Source organism: Chromobacterium subtsugae (assembly GCF_001676875.1).
GTDB lineage: Bacteria > Pseudomonadota > Gammaproteobacteria > Burkholderiales > Chromobacteriaceae > Chromobacterium > Chromobacterium subtsugae.
Genome location: NZ_JYKA01000004.1, coordinates 1 through 20615, shown reverse-complemented (window position 1 = coordinate 20615; position 20615 = coordinate 1). Strand labels below are relative to the sequence as shown.

The 20615-nt window shown below is 67.4% G+C and carries 18 protein-coding genes; 10 read left to right on the top strand and 8 right to left on the bottom strand.

Annotation, left to right across the window (positions count from 1 at the left end; all coding sequences use genetic code 11):
• Position 1 precedes the first annotated feature (1 nt).
• Positions 2-466: an inhibitor of vertebrate lysozyme family protein gene (locus MY55_RS05830; RefSeq protein ID WP_043577028.1), complete on the bottom strand. Its 465-nt coding sequence runs from the start codon at positions 464-466 to the stop codon at positions 2-4.
• A 60-nt stretch (positions 467-526) separates the two neighbouring features.
• Complete coding sequence (locus MY55_RS05825; RefSeq protein WP_043577030.1) at positions 527-1654, bottom strand: succinylglutamate desuccinylase/aspartoacylase family protein; 1128 nt, start codon at positions 1652-1654, stop codon at positions 527-529.
• 121 nt (positions 1655-1775) lie between these two features.
• Between MY55_RS05825 and MY55_RS05820 the strand changes: the two genes are divergently transcribed.
• The 3 genes from MY55_RS05820 to MY55_RS05810 all read left to right on the top strand — a co-directional run bounded on the left by MY55_RS05820 (position 1776) and on the right by MY55_RS05810 (position 6769).
• The gene (locus MY55_RS05820; protein ID WP_236686485.1) at positions 1776-3044 is read left to right on the top strand and encodes a hypothetical protein; all 1269 of its coding nucleotides are present in this window, start codon (positions 1776-1778) and stop codon (positions 3042-3044) included.
• A gap of 156 nt (positions 3045-3200) precedes the next feature.
• Positions 3201-3959: a hypothetical protein gene (locus MY55_RS05815; protein WP_065202100.1), complete on the top strand. Its 759-nt coding sequence runs from the start codon at positions 3201-3203 to the stop codon at positions 3957-3959.
• Entirely contained in the window at positions 3959-6769 is a 2811-nt protein-coding gene (locus MY55_RS05810) for an ATP-binding protein (RefSeq protein WP_065202099.1), read from the top strand. The genes MY55_RS05815 and MY55_RS05810 overlap by 1 nt, the downstream gene beginning before the upstream one ends.
• Positions 6770-7166: 397 nt before the next feature.
• Here the strand turns inward: MY55_RS05810 and MY55_RS05805 are convergent, their stop codons facing one another.
• A complete protein-coding gene (locus MY55_RS05805) occupies positions 7167-8420 on the bottom strand; it encodes an alpha/beta hydrolase (protein ID WP_208856024.1) in 1254 nt (417 codons plus the stop codon).
• A gap of 74 nt (positions 8421-8494) precedes the next feature.
• Here MY55_RS05805 and MY55_RS05800 point away from each other — a divergent pair, with 74 nt between their 5' ends.
• Positions 8495-8977, top strand: coding sequence for a MarR family winged helix-turn-helix transcriptional regulator (locus tag MY55_RS05800; protein WP_047237966.1), 483 nt, complete (start codon positions 8495-8497; stop codon positions 8975-8977).
• Between the two features lie 6 nt (positions 8978-8983).
• Here the strand turns inward: MY55_RS05800 and MY55_RS05795 are convergent, their stop codons facing one another.
• Together MY55_RS05795 and MY55_RS05790 are read right to left on the bottom strand one after the other, a co-directional pair.
• A complete protein-coding gene (locus MY55_RS05795; RefSeq protein ID WP_080509499.1) occupies positions 8984-9703 on the bottom strand; it encodes a superoxide dismutase in 720 nt (239 codons plus the stop codon).
• Between the two features lie 196 nt (positions 9704-9899).
• Entirely contained in the window at positions 9900-10370 is a 471-nt protein-coding gene (locus MY55_RS05790; RefSeq protein WP_052258131.1) for a DUF1842 domain-containing protein, read from the bottom strand.
• 274 nt (positions 10371-10644) lie between these two features.
• Between MY55_RS05790 and tpx the strand changes: the two genes are divergently transcribed.
• Complete coding sequence (tpx, locus tag MY55_RS05785; RefSeq protein WP_043577039.1) at positions 10645-11142, top strand: thiol peroxidase; 498 nt, start codon at positions 10645-10647, stop codon at positions 11140-11142.
• Between the two features lie 69 nt (positions 11143-11211).
• Here the strand turns inward: tpx and MY55_RS05780 are convergent, their stop codons facing one another.
• The gene (locus MY55_RS05780) at positions 11212-12846 is read right to left on the bottom strand and encodes an APC family permease (RefSeq protein ID WP_043577041.1); all 1635 of its coding nucleotides are present in this window, start codon (positions 12844-12846) and stop codon (positions 11212-11214) included.
• 397 nt (positions 12847-13243) lie between these two features.
• Here MY55_RS05780 and MY55_RS24425 point away from each other — a divergent pair, with 397 nt between their 5' ends.
• Positions 13244-14884: a methyl-accepting chemotaxis protein gene (locus MY55_RS24425; RefSeq protein WP_052258133.1), complete on the top strand. Its 1641-nt coding sequence runs from the start codon at positions 13244-13246 to the stop codon at positions 14882-14884.
• A gap of 3 nt (positions 14885-14887) precedes the next feature.
• Here the strand turns inward: MY55_RS24425 and MY55_RS05770 are convergent, their stop codons facing one another.
• Complete coding sequence (locus MY55_RS05770; RefSeq protein ID WP_043577043.1) at positions 14888-15400, bottom strand: RDD family protein; 513 nt, start codon at positions 15398-15400, stop codon at positions 14888-14890.
• Positions 15401-15403: 3 nt separating this feature from the next.
• Positions 15404-15949: a gamma carbonic anhydrase family protein gene (locus tag MY55_RS05765; protein ID WP_043577045.1), complete on the bottom strand. Its 546-nt coding sequence runs from the start codon at positions 15947-15949 to the stop codon at positions 15404-15406.
• A 102-nt stretch (positions 15950-16051) separates the two neighbouring features.
• Here MY55_RS05765 and MY55_RS05760 point away from each other — a divergent pair, with 102 nt between their 5' ends.
• The 4 genes from MY55_RS05760 to MY55_RS05745 all read left to right on the top strand — a co-directional run.
• Complete coding sequence (locus tag MY55_RS05760; protein ID WP_043577225.1) at positions 16052-18088, top strand: M3 family metallopeptidase; 2037 nt, start codon at positions 16052-16054, stop codon at positions 18086-18088.
• 229 nt (positions 18089-18317) lie between these two features.
• Positions 18318-19091 carry an exodeoxyribonuclease III gene (gene xth, locus MY55_RS05755; protein WP_043577048.1) on the top strand — a complete coding sequence of 258 codons (774 nt, stop codon included), beginning with the start codon at positions 18318-18320 and terminating at the stop codon, positions 19089-19091.
• Between the two features lie 212 nt (positions 19092-19303).
• Complete coding sequence (gene rquA, locus MY55_RS05750; protein ID WP_047237967.1) at positions 19304-20011, top strand: rhodoquinone biosynthesis methyltransferase RquA; 708 nt, start codon at positions 19304-19306, stop codon at positions 20009-20011.
• A 147-nt stretch (positions 20012-20158) separates the two neighbouring features.
• Positions 20159-20615: hypothetical protein (locus tag MY55_RS05745; protein ID WP_065202098.1), on the top strand; the 457-nt coding region annotated here is incomplete at its 3' end.

The window sequence follows — 20615 nt, the reverse complement described above, 5'->3', positions numbered from 1 at the left end:
TTCATTTCCAGTTGGGATCGGCTTTGAGCTGATCGTTGAGATAGGCCTTGATCTTGGCGCCGGGTTTGCCGAACCAGCGGTAGCGGGCATGGCGGGCCGGATGCTCCACCGCGTCCGGCACGTCGGCCACGGTCACCAGCAGCCCCCAGGCCTGGCGCTTGTCGGCGCGGAAGACGCCGTAGAAGCGGTTGGCGCTGCAATCATGCGGCTTGCACATCTCGCCGGCCAGATAGTTTTGGCCGTCTATGCTGGCGGCCTGGTAGGGCGAACTGGTGGCGCGCGCGCGGCTGACCCAGCGCGGCACCTTTTTTTCGCCGGCCAGCATGGTTTGCCAGGCGGCGTGGTAGGCGGGCTGGGCCGGCAGTTCGGCGAACACCGCGGTGGCGGCGTCGCCGGCGCGGGCCGGCGCGGGAGACAGCAAGGGCAGCAGCAACAGCGGCAGCAGGGCGGGGAGCGAGGGTTTCATGGCGGAAGTCCGGGCGGCGCATCAAAAGCGGTTGGATGGCCGCCGCCGGCAAAAATTCCGTCAGGCGGTCAGCAGCTTGCCGCTCTTGAACGCGGTGCTGCCGGCCACCCTGGCCAGGCCCAGGCCGGCGGTGGCATAGGGCCGGTCGCTGGTGGCGTACAGCACGCCGCCGCGCTGGGTGCAGACCTGGCTGACAGTGTCGTTCAGCGGGTCTATCACGTCGGCCACCAGGTCGCCGGGGCTGAGCAGGCTGCCGGGCGCGGCGCGGTACACCACCACGCCGGCATGCGGCGCCAGCAAGTCTTCCGAGCCGGCCAGCGGCGTGGCCGGGTGGCGCAGCGGCGGCAACGGCGGCGCGTCGCCGGCGATCGCGCCGCGATGCTGCAGGAAATGGATGATGGCTTCGGCGTCCTTGGCGGCGTATTCATGGTTGACGTCGTTTTCGCCGCGCAGCTCTATCGTCACCGCCAGGCAAGCCATCTCGATCGGCGCGTCGATGCCTGCCTGGACCGCCAGCTCGCGCAGCTGCCACCAGGGCTGGCTGCAGGCTTCGTCGAAGGGCTGATCGCCGGAGTCTTCCGCCAGCAGGCTGGCGCAGGCGCCCAGATAGCGCGACAGCGGCTCGCACTGGTCCCACAGCGGCGTGCCGGTGTAGACGTGCAGCTCGGCGCGGCTGTCGCAATGCAGGTCCAGCATGATGTCGGCGTCGAAAGCCAGGCTATGTAGTGCGTGGCGCAGCGATTGCAGCTCGCTCTGCGGCTGCTGGCGCGCCAGTTCTTCCTTCATCGCCGCGCGGATCAGGCGGGTGTTGGCCCTGGGATCCGGCCCCAGCTGGCCGCGCACGGCGGCGAACACCGGCTGCGCCATCGCGTGGTAGTGGCGGTTGAAGTTCTGGCCGCTCATCATCTCGAAGCGGCCCAGCAGGCGGTTGTGCTGGTTCTGGTTGAGGCCGATCGGATTGGCGGCCGGCAGCACGGCGATTTCGCCCAGGATGGCCCCTTCGCTTTCCAGCTGCAGCAGCCGCTGCTTCAGGTGCCAGGCCACTAGCATGCCGGGCAGCTCGTCGGCGTGCAGGCTGGCCTGGATGTGCACTTTCTCGCCGCGGCCGGCCTGGCCGAAGTGGAAGCTGGTCAGCGCGCGCTGGCTGCCCAGACTGGGCGACAGCAGCGGATGGTGGCGGGTTAGCATGGGATCTCCTCATTGGATTGTTATCGGCTTGCTTACGGCATAAAACGCGCCGCCGCGTTGACTAAGCGGCAGGCGGTCGGGACAATCGCTGCTTCGATTCATCCCCGTCCGTGGAGCGCGCTTGGATTCACTGTCCGATTTCTTCCAGCCCGGCATCGAGCCCGGCTCGTTGCAGGCGGTATCGCGGCTGCAGGGCGCCTGGTCCTACCTGTCGGTGTTCGTCACGCTGTTCCGCGGCGGCGACGAAGAGGTGCTGATGCGCCTCCTGGTGCTGCGCGAACTGGGCGGCCGCGCCGAGGCGCCGTTGTGGACGCCGCAGGAAATCGCCCGGCGCTTCTCTTATCTTAACGATACCAAACTGGCCACCATTCTGGGGCGTTTGCGCGAGGGCGAGTTGCTGGTCTACGACAGCGACGGCGGCGTCTACCAGCTGTCCGAGGGCGCGCGCGTGGCGCTGGCGGCGCTGGCTACCCTGATCGATTTTTCCGGCGACGACGTCGAGCTGGGCTATCTGGCTAGCCAGGTGGCGGCCGGCCAGGCGGTGGGCCAGGTGTCCGACGAGGCGCTGCGGCATCTGCTGGCGCGGCTGAACGAGCTGTACGCGGAATTCGAGGAGGCGCTGGAGTCGCAGTCCGAATTCCGCATCCGCGCCGCCCAGCACCGGCTGGAAGCGGTGTGGCGCTGGGTGGCCAAGTCCACCGAGGTGGTGAAGGGGCTGACGCAGGACGACACGCTGAGCCTGACCGTGCTGAACCAGGCGCAGGCCATCGCGCTGGCGCAAAGCCGGATGCTGGCCTTGGCCGGCACCTTCGAGCGCCGGCTGGCGCAACTGGCCGCGCAGCGCGTGCACCTCGGCAATTCCGGCCTCACCTCCACCGACATCGCCGATTGGCTGCGCCGCCAGGGGGCGGCCACGCTGGCCGGCAAGCTGGCCGGCGCCTGGTCCATCTGTCCGGAGCCGGCCTTCCTGTCCACGCCGGAGCTGGCCGACGTGGCCGAGTTCGAGCTCTTGGCCCGCGAGCGCGCCAAGGCCGGCGCGCAGGTGCTGCCCGGCAGCGAAGCCGCGCCGGTGGCCGACGCGCCGGAAATGGAGCGGCTGCTGGAGGCAGAGGAGATGTACGACCTGCTGCTGCAGCTGGGCATGAGCGGCGCGGCCGACGCCCACATCAGCCAGGCGGTGCTGGCCGACAGCTACAACGAAACAGCGTACCGCCTGTCCTTGCTGTCGCTGATCGGCGACCCGGAAACCAGCAACGATCAAAGCATCGTCGCCGCGCTGGCCAAGCTGCCGTTCAGCCTGCAGGGCGGCGACGCGGTGATAGAGATGGATCACCCCGAGGTGGCGACTTTGTCGGATGCCAGGCTGGTGGCGGCGCAACCCAAGAGTTGAACCCTTTATTTCGCCACGAAAACCACGAAAGACACGAAAAGTGCAAATTCAGCGAGATGCTTAGTCCTCTCGCTGAGGGCTGAAGAAGACAGCTTTCAAATCAATCTTTCTTTGGATATTTTCGTGTTTTTCGTGGGGTTCGTGGCAAGAGAAGATATGGAACACGAAATCAAAACCCTCACCGCCCGTTTGCTGGCGCAGCGTGTGGTGCCGCGAGCCGACGCGTTGGCGCGCAAGGCCTTGCTGGACGACATCTTCCGCGCCGAGCTGGACAAAAGCCTGGCCGCCGTCGGCCTGCGCCTGGTGGAGAACCCGTACGCCGAGCACATCGCCGCGGCGCTGCTGCCGGAGATGACCGAGCCGGTGTTCGGCTCCGGTGACGCCTGGCTCAACAATAATCTGGGCCTGCCGCGCGACGGCGTGGCGCTGCTGGTGATCCTGTGGGCGCTGATCATCCTGCCCAAGCGCGAGCGGCAGATCGCCCGCGTCGAGGCCGGCAAGGAGAACCAGAGCGACATGTTCGGCGCGCAAAAGCCGCTGGAAACCGGCGAGACGGTGTCCACCGGCATTTCCGAGGACGCGTTGTACGCCGACTTCGGCAAGGCGCTGGGCGGCCGCACCCGTTTCAGCGCCAATCTGGGCCGGTTGGTCAACCTGGGCTTCATCGTGCGCCGCAACCGCTGGCTGGACGAGGGGCCGATGCTGGACTTGATGATCGACTACGCGCAGCTGGCGCCGCGCATCATCGAGGGCGCGCTGGCCGACGTGCTGCTGCGGCGCGAGGGCCGCGACATGTTGGTGGATAAGCGAGTCGACGACGAAATCGAAGAAGAAGGCGCGGACGACGACATGGCGTCGGCCGGCCCGCTGTTTGAGCTGCCGCCGGACGACGCGGCCGACGGGGAGGCGCGCTGATGTTCCAGATGAAATCGGTGGAAATGGTGCATTGGGACTTCTGGCAGCGGCTGAGCGTGCCGCTGGACGCCCAGATTGTCACCATCATCGGGCCTAATGGCTCCGGCAAGACCACCTTGCTCGACGCGATGCGCACGCTGCTGGCGATCAAATGCTCCGGCAAGCGCGACTACAAGCGCTATGTGCGCAACAACAAGGAAGCCTTCGCCTATCTGCGCGGTGTGGTCGACAATCCGCGCCGCCCCAGCGGCGGCCTGTATCCGACGCCGTTCTTCCCCATCGTGTCCGAGTCGGTGACGCTGCTGTGCCGGATCAAGAAGCAGGGCGGCGACTGGGTGCGCCACTACGCGATCCTGGACGGCGACATCGCGCTGGAGCACGCCGAGGGCCAGGCGCAATGGCTGGGCGTGCAGGAATATCGCCGCCGGCTGGAAGCCGCCGGCCTGACCCCGGCGGTGGCCGAGGTGCTGGCGCTGGAGCAGGGCGACACCGACAAGCTGACCGAATACAGCCCGCGCCAATTGCTGGACCTGGTGTTCCAGGTGTTCGGCGACAAGGACGTGCTGGACAACTACCAGCGCGCGCGCGACGAGCAGCGCGCCACCGAGCTGGAGCTGGAGGCGCTGAGCCGCCAGGAAGAGGCGCTGCAGGTGCGGGTGGAGGCGATGAAGAACCGCGCCAACCGCTATCTGGAATGGAAGCAGCTGCAGACCGGCATCGCCCGGCTGCGCGACGAAGCCTTGCCGGTGCTGGCCTATTTGGACGCCAAGTCATCGTTTGGCAAGCAGTGGCATGACTACCGCGGCGGCTACCATGTGCTGAACCAGGCCCGCGCCGAGCATGCCGATACCCTGGCGCTGGTGGCCAAGCTGAAGGCGGCCGAGGTCAGCGCCAGCGAGGCGCGCGGCGCGGCGGAAACGGTGCGGCTGGCGGCGCAGGAAGCCTTCATGAAGGCCAAGGGCGAGCACGCCGGCGTGGCGGGCCAGCTGAAGGAGCGCGACCGGCTGCAAGCGCTGGCCGGCAAGGAGTACGGCGCCGACGCCGCGCAGCTGGCCGACAAGCTCTCTGCCCTGCGCGCCGAGGCGGAGCAACTGAAGGACGGCCTGCGCGGGCTGAAAAAGCAGCGCCAGGACAGTTCCGAGCATCTGCAGGCGCTGGAGGTGGGCCGCGGCCGCTCGCCGGAGGATGTGCGCCAGTTCAAGGCGGCGCTGGACGAGGCCGGCATTGCCCACGCGATGCTGTCCGACATCGTCGAGGTGATGGATTCCAATTGGCAGGGCGCGGTGGAGGCCTTGCTGCGCGGCTACCGCCACGTGGTGCTGCTGGACAAGGAGTCCGATCGCCGCGAGGCGTGGAAAATCGGCGAAAAGCTGCGCTATCGGCACTTCGTGGTGCCGGAACGCGCCGCGCCGCCGCGCGCCGCCAAGGGCAGCCTGCTGGAAGTGGTGCGCTTCTCTGCCGACGCGCCGGAATGGCTGTACCGGCAGATGAACAGCGTGACGCGGGTGGAGAACGCACTAGAAGGCGCTAGCGCTGAAGGAGACTGGATCACCCGCGACGGCTATTTCCGCGAGCGTCGCGGCGCGCGCCACATCGGCGTGCCGGCGCACGAGTACGCGTTCGGCGAGGCGGCGCGGCAGTCGCGGCTGCTGGCGGTGCGCGACGAATTGAAAGCGCTGAATGTGCGCATCCTGGGGGACGAGGAGCGGCTGGTGGCCGCCACCCGCGAGGCGGCCGGCTTGGCCGAGTACCTGGGCGGCATGGACGCCATCCGTCAACTCGACAGCCGCGCCGACGAGTTTTCAGCGCTGGAATCGCGCAAGGCCGAGCTGGAAGCCGAGATCGCCCGCCAGGGCGCGGCGCTGGCCGACGCCGGCGCGGAGAAGGACGCCGCCGACCAGCGCCACGGCGACGCGCGGCTGGCGCACGACCGCGTCTGCCAGCGCGAGATGGAAAGCCTGTCCAAGTACAAGCAGAAGCTGCAGGACGTGGAACAGGCGCGCCGCCAGTTGCGCCGGCTGATCGGCGAGCTGCGCGAGTGGGCCGAGCGCCTGCCGGACGCGGCGCTGGCGGCGGACAACGTCGCCGCGCTCGAAAACGAGTTCGACACCGCCGCCGACGCTCGCCATCAGCTGAGCTATCTGGAAGAGCGCTTGCAGAACGGCGACTGGGAGCAGGACGAAGCGGTGCTGATGCTGAAGGACAAGCTGGTGGACGACCTGACCCAGCTCGACCGCGAGCGCCAGCGCCGCCAGGGCGAGGTGGATCGTTCGCGCGAGCTGACCGAGGAGGCGCGCGCCGCCTATATGGGCAAGCTGCGCGCCACCGTGCGCGCTTACGGCCAGAACGTGAAGCGGCTGGGCGAGCTGGCCGGCATCCAGGTGGAAGTGGAGCTGCCGCAGCTGTCCAACGACGACGCGGTGCTGGCGCAGGCCGGGCTGGTGTTGAAGTTCAACTTCGACCAGAAGGGCATGATGGGCATGAACGACGGCGAGGCGTCGGGCGGCCAGCAGGTGATGAAGTCGCTGATCCTGTTGATCGGCCTGATGATGGACGAGTCCAATCCGTCCGGCTTCGTCTTCATCGACGAGCCGTTCGCCCACCTCGACATCTTCAACATCGACCGCGTGGCCGGCTTCCTCAAGGCGACGGAAGCGCAGTACCTGATCACCACGCCGAATACCCACAACATCAATATCTTCGCGCCGTCGGAGCTGACCCTGGCCACCCGCAAGAAGCGGCCCGGCGAAACCTGGGCGCCGCCGATTCTGCAGACGCGGCGCCGGGTGGATGGCGGCGAGCAGGCGTAAACAGCAACGGGGCGGCGAAAGCGGCCCCGTTTTTCACGCATGGGCCCGGACTGCGCGGCTCAGCCGCCCAGCATGCCAGCCAGCTTCGGCAGATCTGCCGCCTGCCAATCCCAATCCTGCCGATCGCCGGATCGCTCGTCTGTTCCTGGCAGAACGCTCGCGGCCGGGCGGCGAAGGCGGTGCGGGGGCCGCAGCGGCGCGCGGCGGCCAGGTCGCCATCGCGCGCCGCCACCAGGCAAACGCGCTCGGGCGGCAGATCGAGCAGCGCTGCCGTGCGCCGATAGGCTTGGGGGTGTGAACCGCTAGCGGCCGCTACACGCTTCCTCCATCGTCGGCGAATACCGTGCGCACCAAGCGGTGGCGCAGGCGCAAGGGCTTTGCCTGGCGCGAGGCGGAGTCAGCCGTTTCCGCTCAGGCGGGTCGGGTCGGCGCCTTGCCACCAGTCCGGCGCGGCGCTGCCGTCGCCGATATGGCCGTCGCGGCGCAGATAGTGGCGAATGTCGCGGCCGGCTTCGCGCAGCGCCGGGTCGCCGTTCAACGCCCGCTCCAGCCATTCCGCGCCGTAGCGGAAGACTTCGGCCGCCACGCCGCCCAGCGGGTGGAATTCGTTTTCGTAGACGCGCATCTCCTTGGGCGCGCGGATGCGCTGGTAGCAGGCCAGTGCCTGTTCCAGCGGCGTCAGCTCGTCGAATTCGCCGATGCCGAGCAGCACCGGGATGCGGATGTCGGCCGCCAGCGCGCCCAGCGGCATTTGATCGCGCAGGTCGCGGTCGAAGCGGGCTTCCTCCTGATAGCCGCTCATATACATGTAGTTTTTCTTGAAGCTGGGTTGGGCGCGTTCGAAGATGGTGAGGAAGTCGCCGCACACCGGCTCGTAGGCGGCCAGCGCGGCCAGCCGGGTGCGGCCGGCGGCCGCGCGCAGTCCCCAATAGCCGCTCATGCTGATGCCGAACATGCCGATGCGGCCGGCGTCCACTTCGGGCAGGCCAGCCAGGTAGCCGGCGTAGGCTTCCAGCGCCCGCTCATAGTTATCCAGGGTGACGGTCAGGCCGCCGGCGCGGCTTTCGCCCTGGCCGGGGCCTTCTATCGACAGCGCCACCATGCCGCGCGAGGTGTAATAGCGCTCGGCGGCGTACAGATAGTCTTCCTTGATCATGTCCATGCCGGGGCCGAGGATCACCGCCGCCGCCTGGCGGACTTCGCCGTCGGGCAGGTGCAGCAAGGCGTGGATGACGCCGCCCTCGAATGGAATTTCCACCCGCCGCACTCGGCCCCCGCGCAGCTCGCCGATGCGCTCCACGCAATGATTGCAGCGCGCGCGCAAGGCAAGCTTGCGCGGATCGGCGGCATCGAAGATCGAGTACTGGGCGCGGCCCCACATCACCGCGGCGCGCAGATAGAGGTCGGCGGCGGTGCGGCGGTAGCCGTCGCGCTCGTAGTGGGCGGCGCGCCGTTCGGCGCGGGCGGCCACTTCCGCCCAGGCCTTGGGCAGCATCGCGCCGCTTTTCACCTGCGCGAACACCGCGTCGAAATCCGCCGGGTCGTGGCCCAGCTGCAGCAGGGTGTTCTTGCCTTCCGGGTGCAGGGCGTCGAAACCGCCTTGGGCCAGCGCGATGTCCAGCGACCAGCTTTGCGCTTCTGAACGTGACATAATTTTCACCTCGTATATTGATCGTACCAAAAAATAACTAAGTACTTAGTTATATTATTGCGGAGCCGGAACCCATGTCAACCAAGCCCCAAGGGGACGCTGCGTCCAGCGCGGCCGAAGACGCCCGCCGCCAGGCGCTGGCGCGTCTCAGCCGCGCCGCCTACAGCCTGAGCGCCGCCGACGCGCGGCTGCGCGGCCGCGCCACGCGCCAGGCCGGCGCGTTGTCGCTGTCGCATGCCAGAGTGCTGCGGATATTGGCCGAGGAGGGGGCGCTGCCGGTGGCGCGGCTGGCCGAACTGACCGAGACCACCGGCGCCGGGGTCACCCAGTTGGTGAACGGCCTGAGCGAGCAGGGCTATGTGGAGAAGGCGAAGTCCTTGCTGGACAAGCGTTCGGTGCTGGTGCAACTGACCGAACTGGGCCTGGCGCGCCATCGCGAGCGCGAGCGTTTGCTGGCCGAGGTGCTGGAGCGCGCGCTGCGCGATATGGACGAGCGGTCGCTGGACGCCGCCGCCGCGGTGCTGCGCGCGCTGGGCGGCGTCTACGACCAGTTGTGAGGGTGGTCAGGCTTTCAGGTTCTGTTGCGCGAATTCCCAGTTGACCAGCTTGTCCAGCACCGCGTTGACGTAATCGGCGCGGCGGTTCTGGTAGTCCAGGTAGTAGGCGTGTTCCCAGACGTCGACGTTCAGCAGCGGCGTCAGGCCGGCGGTGGCCGGGGTGTCGGCGTTGGCGGTCTTCACCACGCGCAGCTTGTCGCCGTCCTGAACCAGCCAGGCCCAGCCGCTGCCGAACTGCGAGATGGCGGCGCCGGCCAGCTGTTGTTTACAGGCATCCACGCTGCCGAACGACGCCTCGATCCGCTCGCGCAGCGCCTGCGGCGGCGCTCCACCGGCCTTGGGCCGCATGCTGTTCCAGTAGAAAGTGTGGTTCCATAGCTGGGAGGCATTGTTGAAGATGGCGGCGTCGCCGGCTTGCTTGGCCGAGCGGGCGATGATGTCTTCCAGCGACAGATCGGCGTAGTCGCGGCCGGCTGTCAGTTTGGCCAGGTTGTCGAGATAGGCCTTGTGATGCTTGCCGTAGTGGAAGCCTATGGTGCGCGCCGAGATCACCGGCTCCAGCGCGTTGTCGGCGTAGGGCAGCGGCGGCAGCGCGTGCGCGGAGGAGGCGCGGGCGCGCGGCGACCACGCGGGCAGCGCGATGGCGGCCAGGCTGCCGGCCGCGGCCAGCAGAAAGCCGCGGCGATCCAGTTCCGGCTGCGCGCGGACGATGGGCGAGTCTTGCATCTGAATTCTCCCTGATGAGGTGGGCGGAGCCGCGCCCCGCTCGGCGGCGCGGCCTGCAAAAGCATATTAATCCAGCATGCAAGCACGGTTGGCGGCATTGCGCCGCCGGGCATGGCAGTACGGACAGGCCGGCGGCGAAAATGGGCAAACCGCCAGGCCCGGAGGCGCTGGCGGTCGGCGCGATGGCCTGCGGCGCTTAGCGCAGGTTCAGCGACTTCGCGGCGTGGCGCAGCTCATCGGACAAATGGATGTCCTGGCCGCTCACTTCGGTCCAGTGGCCGTTTTGCAGGAAGGCGTAGCGGGCCTTGGAGCCGGCGTCGGCCTGCCAGCCGCCCTTCAGCTGGCCGTCGAAGTGGAAGTCTTCGCCCAGCGGCGCGTGCGCTTGCTGCTGCGGATGCTGGCCTTGGGCCTGCGGCAGCTGGTGGCCGAAGAGGAACAGCTCGATATTGCTGCCGTTTTCCTCGTAATGGCCTTGCACCGGGCTCTTGAATACCAGCGGTTGGGCGGTGGCGTGGGTGATGACGGCCTCGCCGCTGACGCGGCGAGACGGCGGATAAACCGACAGCTTCAACTGCAGCTTGTAGCCGCCGTCTACGCCCGGTTTGAAAACGTTGTAGCTGACGATGAACAAGCCGGCCTTTTGATCGCGATCCAGTTGGTTAGCCATGATGTGGACTCCTGTGAAATCGGATGACGGTTGATGGCGCCGGTAAGCGCGCATCCCATTTGCTTGCCGTGGCGCCACGGTAGCGGCGTCACCCGCTCTTTATATAACGAATGGTTTTATTTTTCGCCGCCATTTAGGCCAGTTGGGCATTTAGTGCGGGTGGGGATGGTCGGCGGCCGGGCGGTATCCACGGCAACCATATCGGGCATGGGGTTGCATTCCGCCGGCTTTGCCCCACACTAGCGCCATCCCCAACCCTGAAAAGGACTGAGACATGGCAACTGTTACCCTGCGCGGCAATCCGGTGGAAGTGGCGGGCGCGCTGCCGGCCAAAGGCGCCGCGGCGCCGGCGCTGCAACTGACCGGCGGCGACCTGGCGGAAGTGACGCTGGATACCTACGCCGGCAAGCGCAAGATCCTCAACATCTTCCCGAGCGTGGATACCCCCACCTGCGCGATGTCGGTGCGCAAGTTCAACGAGAAGGCCGCCGGCCTGGCCGACGCCGTGGTGCTGTGCATCTCGGCCGACCTGCCGTTCGCGCAAAAACGCTTCTGCGGCGCCGAAGGCATCGAGGGCGTGGTGAACCTGTCCACCTTCCGCAATCCGGCCTTCGCCGAAGCCTACGGCGTCAAGCTGGCCTCCGGCCCGCTGGCCGGCCTGACCGCGCGCGCGGTGGTGGTGCTGGATGCCGACAACAAGGTGCTGCATAGCCAGCTGGTGGGCGAGATCGCCGACGAGCCGGACTACGCCGCCGCGTTGGCCGCGCTGTAAGCGTCGGCTTCTGGCAAAAGAAAAAGCCGCCCGGGAGGGCGGCTTTTTTCATGGGCGAGGCCCGCGGGATCAGCCGCGCTGGACGGCGGGCTTGCCGGACGGCTGGTTTTCCGCCTGCATCGCCTCCACCAGCTTGGGATCGTGCTCGTCGCGAAGGTAGCGGGTGTACCAGCCGCTGTTGACGCCCCAGAAGTAGAAGCCCAGCGAAGCGGCGGCCACCACAGCCATGTCCACGCCGTACGGCAGGATGCCGAGGCCGCCGAAGTCGGTGCTGCCGATCCAGGACAGCAGCGCCATCGTCGGCAGGTAGAGCACCATCCACATCGCGCCCTTCAGCTCGCGGGAGAATTCCGGCCAGCCGGCCTTGGCCTGGTACCAGATGTAGACCGGCAGCGCGGCCACGATCAGGAACAGGATCTGGCCGGTCAGCGGCCAGCGCGCCCAGTACAGCACCAGCGAGGCGCAGACGAAGGCGAACGGCGCGACGATGTTCAGGCCGGCCAGGCGCAGCGGGCGCGGTAGGTCCGGCGCGCAGCGGCGCAGCGCGGCGGCGCTGATCGGGCCGGTCAGGTAGGAGATCACGGTCGCCACCGAGATCACCGCCGCCAGCGTGCCCCAGCCGCGGAAGAAGAACAGGAATACGAAGGACACCGCCAGGTTGAACCACATCGCCGGACGCGGGATGCGGTACAGCGGGTGGATGCGGCCGAAGATGGCCGGCATGGTGCCGTTGCGCTGCATGCCGTAGATCATCCGCGAGGTGGACGCCATATAGGTGGCGCCGGTGCCGCTGGGGCTGACGAAGGCGTCGAAATACAGGGTCATCATCAGCCAGTTCAGGCCCAGCGCCATCGCCAGCTGGGCGAACGGCGAGCTGAAGTCCAGGCCCTTCCAGCCGTGAACCAGTTCCGCCGGCGACAGCGCGCCGAGGAAGGCCACTTGCAGCGCGACGTAGATCACCGCGGCCAGAAGGATGGAGCCGACCACGCCGAAGGGCACGCTCTTGCCCGGATTGCGGGCTTCGCCGGCCAGGTTGATCGGGCTCTGGAAGCCGTTGAAGCTGAACACGATGCCGCTGGTGGCCACCGCGGTCATCACGCTGGCCCAGCCGAACGGCGCGAAGCCGCCGAGCGCCGGGTTGTTCAGGTTTTCCGAGTGGAAGCCGCTGTAAACCAGCGCGCCCACCGTCACCGCCGGCACGATCACCTTGAAGATGGTGATGGCGCTGTTGGCCTTGGCGAACAGCTTGACGCCCCAGTAGTTGAGCAGGAAGTAGGCGATCACCAGCACCGCGGCGAAGGACAGGCCGATGGTGCTCAGCTCGCCGTTGCGGTACAGGTTGTGCGCCCATTCGTAGGGCCAGGTGCTCATGTACTGCACCGAGGCTTCGGCTTCGATCGGAATCACCGACACGATGGCGATCCAGTTGGCCCAGGCGGCGATGAAGCCCAGCAGCGAGCCATGCGAGTAGCGGGCGTAGCGCACCATGCCGCCGGATTCGGGGAACATGGCGCCCAGTTCGGCGTAGCTCAGCGCGATCGAAAGAATGATCACCATGCCGACGATCCAGGCGACGATGGCGGCCGGGCCGGCGATCTGCGCGGCGTGGGCGGCGCCGAACAGCCAGCCGGAACCGATGATGGAACCCAGGCCGGTCAGCATCAGCGCAACCGGGCCGATGTGGCGGGAGTGTTGTTGTTGCAAGGGCGAATCTCCTGTCATTTGAACGATGACGGGCAACGACTCTGCCGGGGCGGCGCGCACGCGCCAGACGTGTCCGGAGGAGGTTGCCCACATAGCCGGGTGGGCCCGGTCTTATGTAAATCGCGCCTGCCTGCTGGGCAGGCGGACCGCGTCGGCGGAAGCGCCGCAGCGGCCTGGGGGGTCGAAACGGCCGGCAGCGGCCGACGACGGAAATCATGATGTTGCCCCCGACTGCGGGCGTTTCTCTGAATTTTGTCCGACATATCGACCCGAATTTTCGGGTGCGCGGATTGTAACGTAATGTGAACAATTTTTGCTACAACTTATATGTCTTGAAATCTTTGTGTCATCAATGGCGGCTACGATGGGGTCCCCGAAGTCTCACGCAGTACCCGCCATGTCTCTGATCAAACGCTTGTGGCTGACCATCGCCTTTACCCTCGCCAGCTTGGCGCTGGTGATATCGGTCACCGGGCAGCAGCTATATGCTTTCACCCGCCATGTCGACAACTACAACCGCCTGCAGCAACTGGCCAGCGATTTGCAGCAGCTCAAGGCCATCGCGCTGTCGTTCGCGCGCGCCGATCCCCTGCTGCCGGAAACCGGTTTGCGCTTGCAGGCGGCGCAGCGGCAAGTCGCTGATTTGCAACGGGATATCCAGTCCAACTTGCCGGCGGCCGACGGCCAGGCCTTAGGCGCGGCGTTGCGCGGCCACTGGCAGGCTTACGTCCGCAACCTGGCCAGCGCCATCCATATCGCCGAAACCGCGCCGCAGGACGCGCTGTCGATACCGGAGCAGGCATATCAGCAGGACCTGGCGCCGCTGGCGGCGCAGATCGACAGCCAGGTGGCCAGGCGCGACGGCGAGCTGCGGCGCGAGAAAGCCGAGCTGGCGGCCGCGCTATCTTGGCTCGCGCCGCTGATCCTGGGACCGCTGGCCTTGGCCAGCGCGCTGGTGGTGCTGATCCAGCTGACGCTGGCGCGCCGGCTCAAGCGCCATCTGGGCGCGATGGCCAGGGCCGCCGACGCGCTGAGCGAGGGCAATCTGGGCGTGCGGCTGCCGGATAGCGGCGGCGACGAGCTGGCCCATGCCGCTGCGCGCATCAACCGTTTCCTGGACCGACTGGCCGGGCTGCTGGACGAGGTGCGGCGGCATGCCGGCGACAATCTGCGCGACAGCCAGCGCCTGCAGCTGCTGACGCGGCAGAGCGCCGACGCCAGCCGGCAGCAGACGCAGAAAAGCCGGCTGAGCAACGAGGCGGCGGGCGAGATCGCCGGCCACGCCGAAAGGGTGGCGCAGCATGTCGAAGCGGCGCAGGACAGTTCGCGCAGCGCCGCGGCGGTCACCGGCGGCGCGCGCGAGCTGGGCGGACGCAATGTCGCCACCATGCAGCGCTTGGCCGAACGCATCGATACCGCCACCCGCGAGATGCGCGAGCTGGGGCGGGCGGTGGGCGCCATCGGCCAGATCAGCGCGCTGATCCGCGAGGTGGCCGACCAGACCAATCTCTTGGCGCTGAACGCGGCGATAGAAGCGGCGCGGGCCGGCGAGGCCGGCCGCGGCTTCGCGGTGGTGGCGGACGAGGTGCGCAAGCTGTCGGAGCGGACGGCGGCGGCCACCAGCGGCATTTTCGACAGCCTGCGGCAGATGGAGCGCGCGCAGGGCGCGCTGGGCGAGGCGATCGCCGCCGCCGGCAGCGCCAGCCGCGACAGCCAGGATGCGCAGCTGGCCTTGGAGCAGGCGCTGGATACGGTGGACGGCGCGCTGTCCGGCCTGGCCGGCTTGATGGAGGACATTAGCGACGCGCGCGAGCGGCAAAGCCGCGCCGGCGGCAGCATCCGCCAGCATGGCCACGAGCTTGCCAGCCTGGCGCACGACATCGAAAGCCAGATGGGGCAGGCGGAGCCGCTGATGCTGCAGCTGGCGGCGTCGGCCAGCGGGCTCAACCAGGCTTTGGCCTGGTTCCGCCTGCCGGCGGCGGCGCGCGGCGCGGATACGCAGGTTCGCTTCGCTGCGCCCGCCCCGGCGCCGCGCTGACGCTCAGCGCGGCGGCTGGAAGGAGACGGCTTCCACCCGGCGCTTGGGCCGCACCACCACCGTGCGCGCCAGCTTGTCGTGCCAGCCTTGCTTGCGCGGGTCCAGCCCCACCCAGATCAGCCCGACGCAGAACGGAATGGCGGCGGCGAAATAGCCGAGGTAGCGCAGCACCGCCTGGCCGGGCTTCAGCGCCTGGCCGCTGTCGGCGTCCACCACCCGCGCGCCCAGCATCATCTTGCCCGGCGTGGCGCTTTTGTAGAGCCAGAACAGGATCACCGCCAGCGCCGGCAGCAGGTAGTTGGTCAGGATGTCGCCCAGGCCGCCGATGCCGAGCAGCGTGGAGAAATCCAGCGTCCCGGCGGCCGGTTCCGGCGCTGCCTTCGGCTCCAGCAGCCACCATAGCGGCAGCGAGGCGATCAAGAGCAGCGCGGTGTCGACCAGCGACGCCAGCGCGCGCAGCCAGAAACCCACGTATTCCAGCTCTTCGGCGTCATGCGCCTGGGGTGTCGGATGCATGGCTCAGTCCTCCAGATTGGCTTTGTGCTTGTCGGCCACGCGCAGATAGTGCTCGGCGGAGTACTTGAAGTAGGCCAGTTCCTTGTCGGTAAGCGGCCGCGCCTGCTTCACCGGATTGCCCAGGTACAGGTAGCCGGACGCCAGCCGCTTGCCCGGCGGCACCAGGCTGCCGGCGCCGATCAGCACCCGGTCCTCGATCACCGCGCGGTCCAGCACGATGCTGCCGATGCCGATCAGCACTTCGTCGCCTATGGTGCAGCCGTGCAGCGTCACATGGTGGCCGATGGTGACATGCTTGCCGATGATCAGCGGCGCGCCGGCCGGGTCGGACGCCGTCTTGTGGCTGACATGCAGCATGGCGTGGTCCTGCACATTGCTGTTTTCGCCGACGCGGATATGGTTGACGTCGCCGCGCAGCACCGCGCACGGCCAGACGGAGGCACCCTTCTCCAGCGCCACTTCGCCGATGACCACCGCGGCAGGGTCGATGTAACAGCCGGCGGCGATGTCGGGATGGTGGCCGTCGTACGGGCGGATATTGCTTTTCATCGTTTTGTCCTCATCTCGGTCATGACCGAATTGTGCCGGCGCCGCCCGGCGGCGCGCAAATTCCCCTATCATATCAGCCTCACCAAACAGGACGTTGAAGCCATGAGCCAGAACCCCCTACTCGATTTTTCCGGTCTGCCGCGTTTTGCCGAAATCCGCCCCGAGCACATCGGACCGGCGATCGAGACGCTGCTTGAGGAAGCGCGCGCCGCGGTGGCCAGGCTGACGGCGGAGCCGGGCGAGCCGGGCTGGGACAGCTTCGTGTCGCCGCTGACCGACGCCACCGAGCGCCTGTCGCGCGCCTGGGGCGTGGTGGGGCACCTGAACGCGGTGGTGAATACGCCGGAGCTGCGCGAGGCCTACAACGCCAACATCCCGCGCATTTCCGAATTCTGGACCGAGATGGGGCAGAACCTGGACCTGTTCGCCCGCTTCAAGGCGCTGGCCGGCGGCGGCGAGTACGCGTCGTACGGCGCGGCGCGCAAGAAGATAGTGGAAAACGATCTGCGCGACTTCCGCCTGTCCGGCGCAGAACTGGACGACGCGGCCAAAGAGCGCTTCGCCGCGATCCAGACCCGCCTGGCCGAGCTGTCCGCCAAATTCGAGCAGAACGTGCTGGACGCCACCGACGCCTTCACCCTTTATCTCGACGACAAGGCCGAGCTGGCCGGCGTGCCGGAAGACGCGCTGGAGCTGTTCGCCGCCGCGGCCGAGGGCGACGGCAAGCCGGGCTACAAGATCACGCTGCAGTTCCCGTTCTACTTCCCGGTGCTGCAGTACGCCGACAACCGCGCGCTGCGCGAGAAGCTGTACCAGGCCTACGTGCAGCGCGCGTCCGAATTCGGCCCCGCCGAGCGCGACAACGGCCCCATCATCCGCGAAAAGCTGCAGCTGGCGCGCGAAGAGGCGCAGCTGCTGGGCTTCGCCAATTTCGCCGAGCTGTCGCTGTTCACCAAGATGGCGGAAAGCCCGGAACAGGTGATCGCCTTCCTGCGCGACCTGGCCGCCAAGGCCAAGCCGTTCGCGGTGAAGGATCGCCAGGAGCTGGAAGCCTTCGCCAAGTCCGAACTGGGCCTGGACACGCTGCAGGCCTGGGACCTGGCCTACGCGGCGGAAAAGCTGCGCGTGGCGCGCTACGCCTTCTCCGAGCAGGAAGTGAAGCAGTACTTCCCCGAGGCCAAGGTGGTGCAGGGCCTGTTCGGCGTGGTGAACAAGCTGTTCGGCGTGGAAGTGCGCGACAGCGGCGCGCCGGTCTGGCACCCGGACGTGCGCTTCTACGACATCCTGAAGGACGGCGAGCTGCTGGGCAGCTTCTATTTCGACCTCTACGCCCGCGACGGCAAGCGTTCCGGCGCCTGGATGGACGACGCCCGCGGCCGCCGCCTGAAGGGCGACGCGCTGCAGACGCCGGTAGCCTACCTGACCTGCAACTTCACCCGCCCGGTCGGCGACAAGCCGGCGCTGTTCACCCACGACGAAGTCATCACGCTGTTCCATGAGTTCGGCCACGGCCTGCACCACATGCTGACCCGCGTCGACGAGCTGGGCGTGTCCGGCATCAACGGCGTGGAATGGGACGCGGTGGAGCTGCCCAGCCAGTTCCTGGAAAACTTCGCCTGGGAATGGGACGTGCTGCAGGGCATGACCGCGCATGCCGAAACCGGCGCGACGCTGCCGCGCGCGCTGTTCGACAAGATGCTGGCAGCCAAGAACTTCCAGAGCGGCATGGCCACCGTGCGCCAGCTGGAATTCGCGCTGTTCGACCTGACGCTGTACAGCAACTTCGACGCCGAGCGCGGCGACTGGCTGCAGCTGCTGGCCGAAGTGCGCGCCGAGGTGGCGGTGAACATCCCGCCGGCCTACAACCGCTTCCCCAACAGCTTCAGCCACATCTTCGCCGGCGGCTACGCGGCGGGCTATTACAGCTATAAGTGGGCCGAGGTGCTGTCGGCCGACGCCTACGCCGCGTTCGAGGAAGTGGGCGGCGCCGACGCCGAGACCGGCAAGCGCTTCTGGAACGAGATTCTGGCGGTCGGCGGCAGCCGTCCGGCGCTGGAGTCGTTCCGCGCCTTCCGCGGCCGCGACCCCGAAATCGACGCGCTGCTGCGCCATTCCGGCATGGTGGCGGACGCCGCGTAAAAAAATCGGAAACTTCCGGAACTCCCCGGCGCCGCGCTGGCTCTAATCACTTGCTCAGGGTTGTCTTCCGGAGCAGCAAGCGAGCCAGACGCGTATCAGGGGTAGTGATAAGTGTCTATTACACGCCTCCGCGGCATGCGGGGGCGTTTTTTTATGCGCCGAACCCTGCACAGCCGGCCGCGCTGCTGCTATGGTGTCGGCCTTTAGTCCCTTTCCGGAGAACCCGCCGATGCGCTTTGCCACCTGGAACGTCAATTCCCTGAAAGTCCGCCTGCCGCAGGTGATCCAATGGCTGGCCGATACCGGCGTGGAAGTGCTGTGCCTGCAGGAGCTGAAGATGGACCAGGACGTCTTCCCGCTGGCCGAGATCGAAGCCGCTGGCTACCGCGCGGTCTGGTTCGGCCAGAAAACCTACAACGGCGTGGCCATCCTGGCCAAGGCGCCGCTGGAGATCGAGGACGTGGTGTCCGGCATTCCCGGCTACGGCGACGAGCAGCGCCGCGTCATCACCGCCACCATCGCCGGCGTGCGCACGATCTGCGCCTATTTCGTCAACGGCGAGGCGGTGGACTCGCCCAAGTACCCGTACAAGCTGGAATGGCTGTCCAAGCTGGAAGGCCATGTCGCCGCCGAGCTGGCCGCGCATCCGCAGCTGCTCTTGCTGGGCGATTACAATATCGCGCCGGAAGACCGCGACGTCTACGACCCCGAAGGCTGGCACGAGCAGGTGCTGTGCAGCACGCCGGAACGCGAGGCCTTCCGCCGCCTGATCGGTCTGGGCCTGTCCGACAGCTTCCGCCTGTTCAACCAGGAGGAGAAGCAGTACAGCTGGTGGGACTACCGCCAGATGATGTTCCGTCGCAACAAGGGCGTGCGCATCGACCACATCCTGGTCAGCGACGCGCTCAAGCCGCGCGCAGCGTCCTGCGAGATAGACAAGGCGCCGCGCAAGTGGGAGCGCCCGTCCGACCACACCCCGGTGGTGCTGACGCTGGCCGACTGATTCCGCTTCGGCGACGGACGCGCGACGGCCCGGCTTTGACGCCGGGCCGTTCCTTTTGGCGGGGCCGGCGGCTGTCGCCGGACGCTGCCGGCGCTTATAACGATGATGGAATATGCCTTCCGGGTGGTCGGGCCAAGGTTTGGCCTGGCTCAAGCCGGCGGGCCGCGCCGCTTGCTAAGCTGGTTTCGTCACTCATCCGCCGGTAACCCACCATGACCACATTGCATACCCGCGCCAGCGCGGGCGACCCCTACTATCAGGACGTGCCCGCCTACATGACCGAGGTCTACGACTGGGCCTACGTCAATCCGCGCAAGGCCAGGCTGCTGGACCATAAGCTGGTGGTGCGCACGCTGCTGTTCGGCAACGATCAGCGGCTGATGCGCGCCTATCTCGATGAAATCCGGCCCGGGGAGCGGGTGTGGCAGGTGGCGCACGTCTACGGCGACCTGGTGCAGCGCGCCGCCGCGCGCGTCGGCGAGGCCGGCCGCTTCACGCTGACCGACGTCACGCCCATCCAGGTGGAACTGGCCGCGGGCAAGCTGGCCGGCCTGCCGCAGGCCGAAGTGGTGCGCGCCGACGCGGCCCGCTATCACACCGACGGCAAGCAGGACCTAGTGTGCAGCTTCTTCCTGCTGCACGAGGTGCCGGAGGAGATGAAGGCCGCCATCGTCGACAATATGCTGGCCCAGGTGGCGCCTGGCGGCCGCGCGCTGTTCGTCGATTACCACCGGCCTCAGCCGTGGCAGCCGATAGGCTGGCTGCTCAAATGGGTGAACCGCGCGCTGGAGCCGTTCGCCGAGGCGCTGTGGAACCAGGAGATCCGCGCCTACGCGCGCGAGGCGGAGCGTTTCGACTGGAGCAAGCGCACGGTGTTCGGTGGCGTGTACCAGATCGCGCTGGCGCGGCGCAAAGACTGAAATTGCGGCATGTACGTAGCGTTACATGGCCTTACATGCGACTAACAGACGGCGGGAAGGGGCAGGGCTAGGATACGTCTCAAGGAAACACCAAACACGGTGCCTCCGGAAGGCCGAAAGCCTCCGTTACCGACCTGGAGATGAATCATGAAAAAGCTGACCCTTCTTGCCTTGTCCGCCGTATTTGGCCTGAGTTCCGCCGCTGGTTTCGCCGCTCAAGCCGTTCCGGCCTCCGCCCCGGCCGCCAAGGTAGCCCCGGCCGCCAAGAAAGTTGAAAAGAAAACCCCGGCCAAGATCCACCACGCCAAGAAGGCCGAGAAAGTCACCGCTTCCGCCCAGAAGGCCCAGGCAGCCAAGGCTGACGCCTCCGTTCCGGCCAAGAAGGTCGTGAAGAAGAAAGTCGGCGTGAAGAAGCACGCTTCCGCTCCGGCCGCGCAAAAAGCCCAAGCCGCCAAGGCCGACGCTTCCGCTCCGAAAGCCAAGAAGGCTCACAAGCACGCCGCCAAAAAGCATGCCGCCAAGAAAGAAGCTTCCGCCGCGCAAAAAGCCCAAGCCGCCAAGGCCGACGCTTCCGCCCCGGTAGCCAAGAAGGCGCACAAGCATC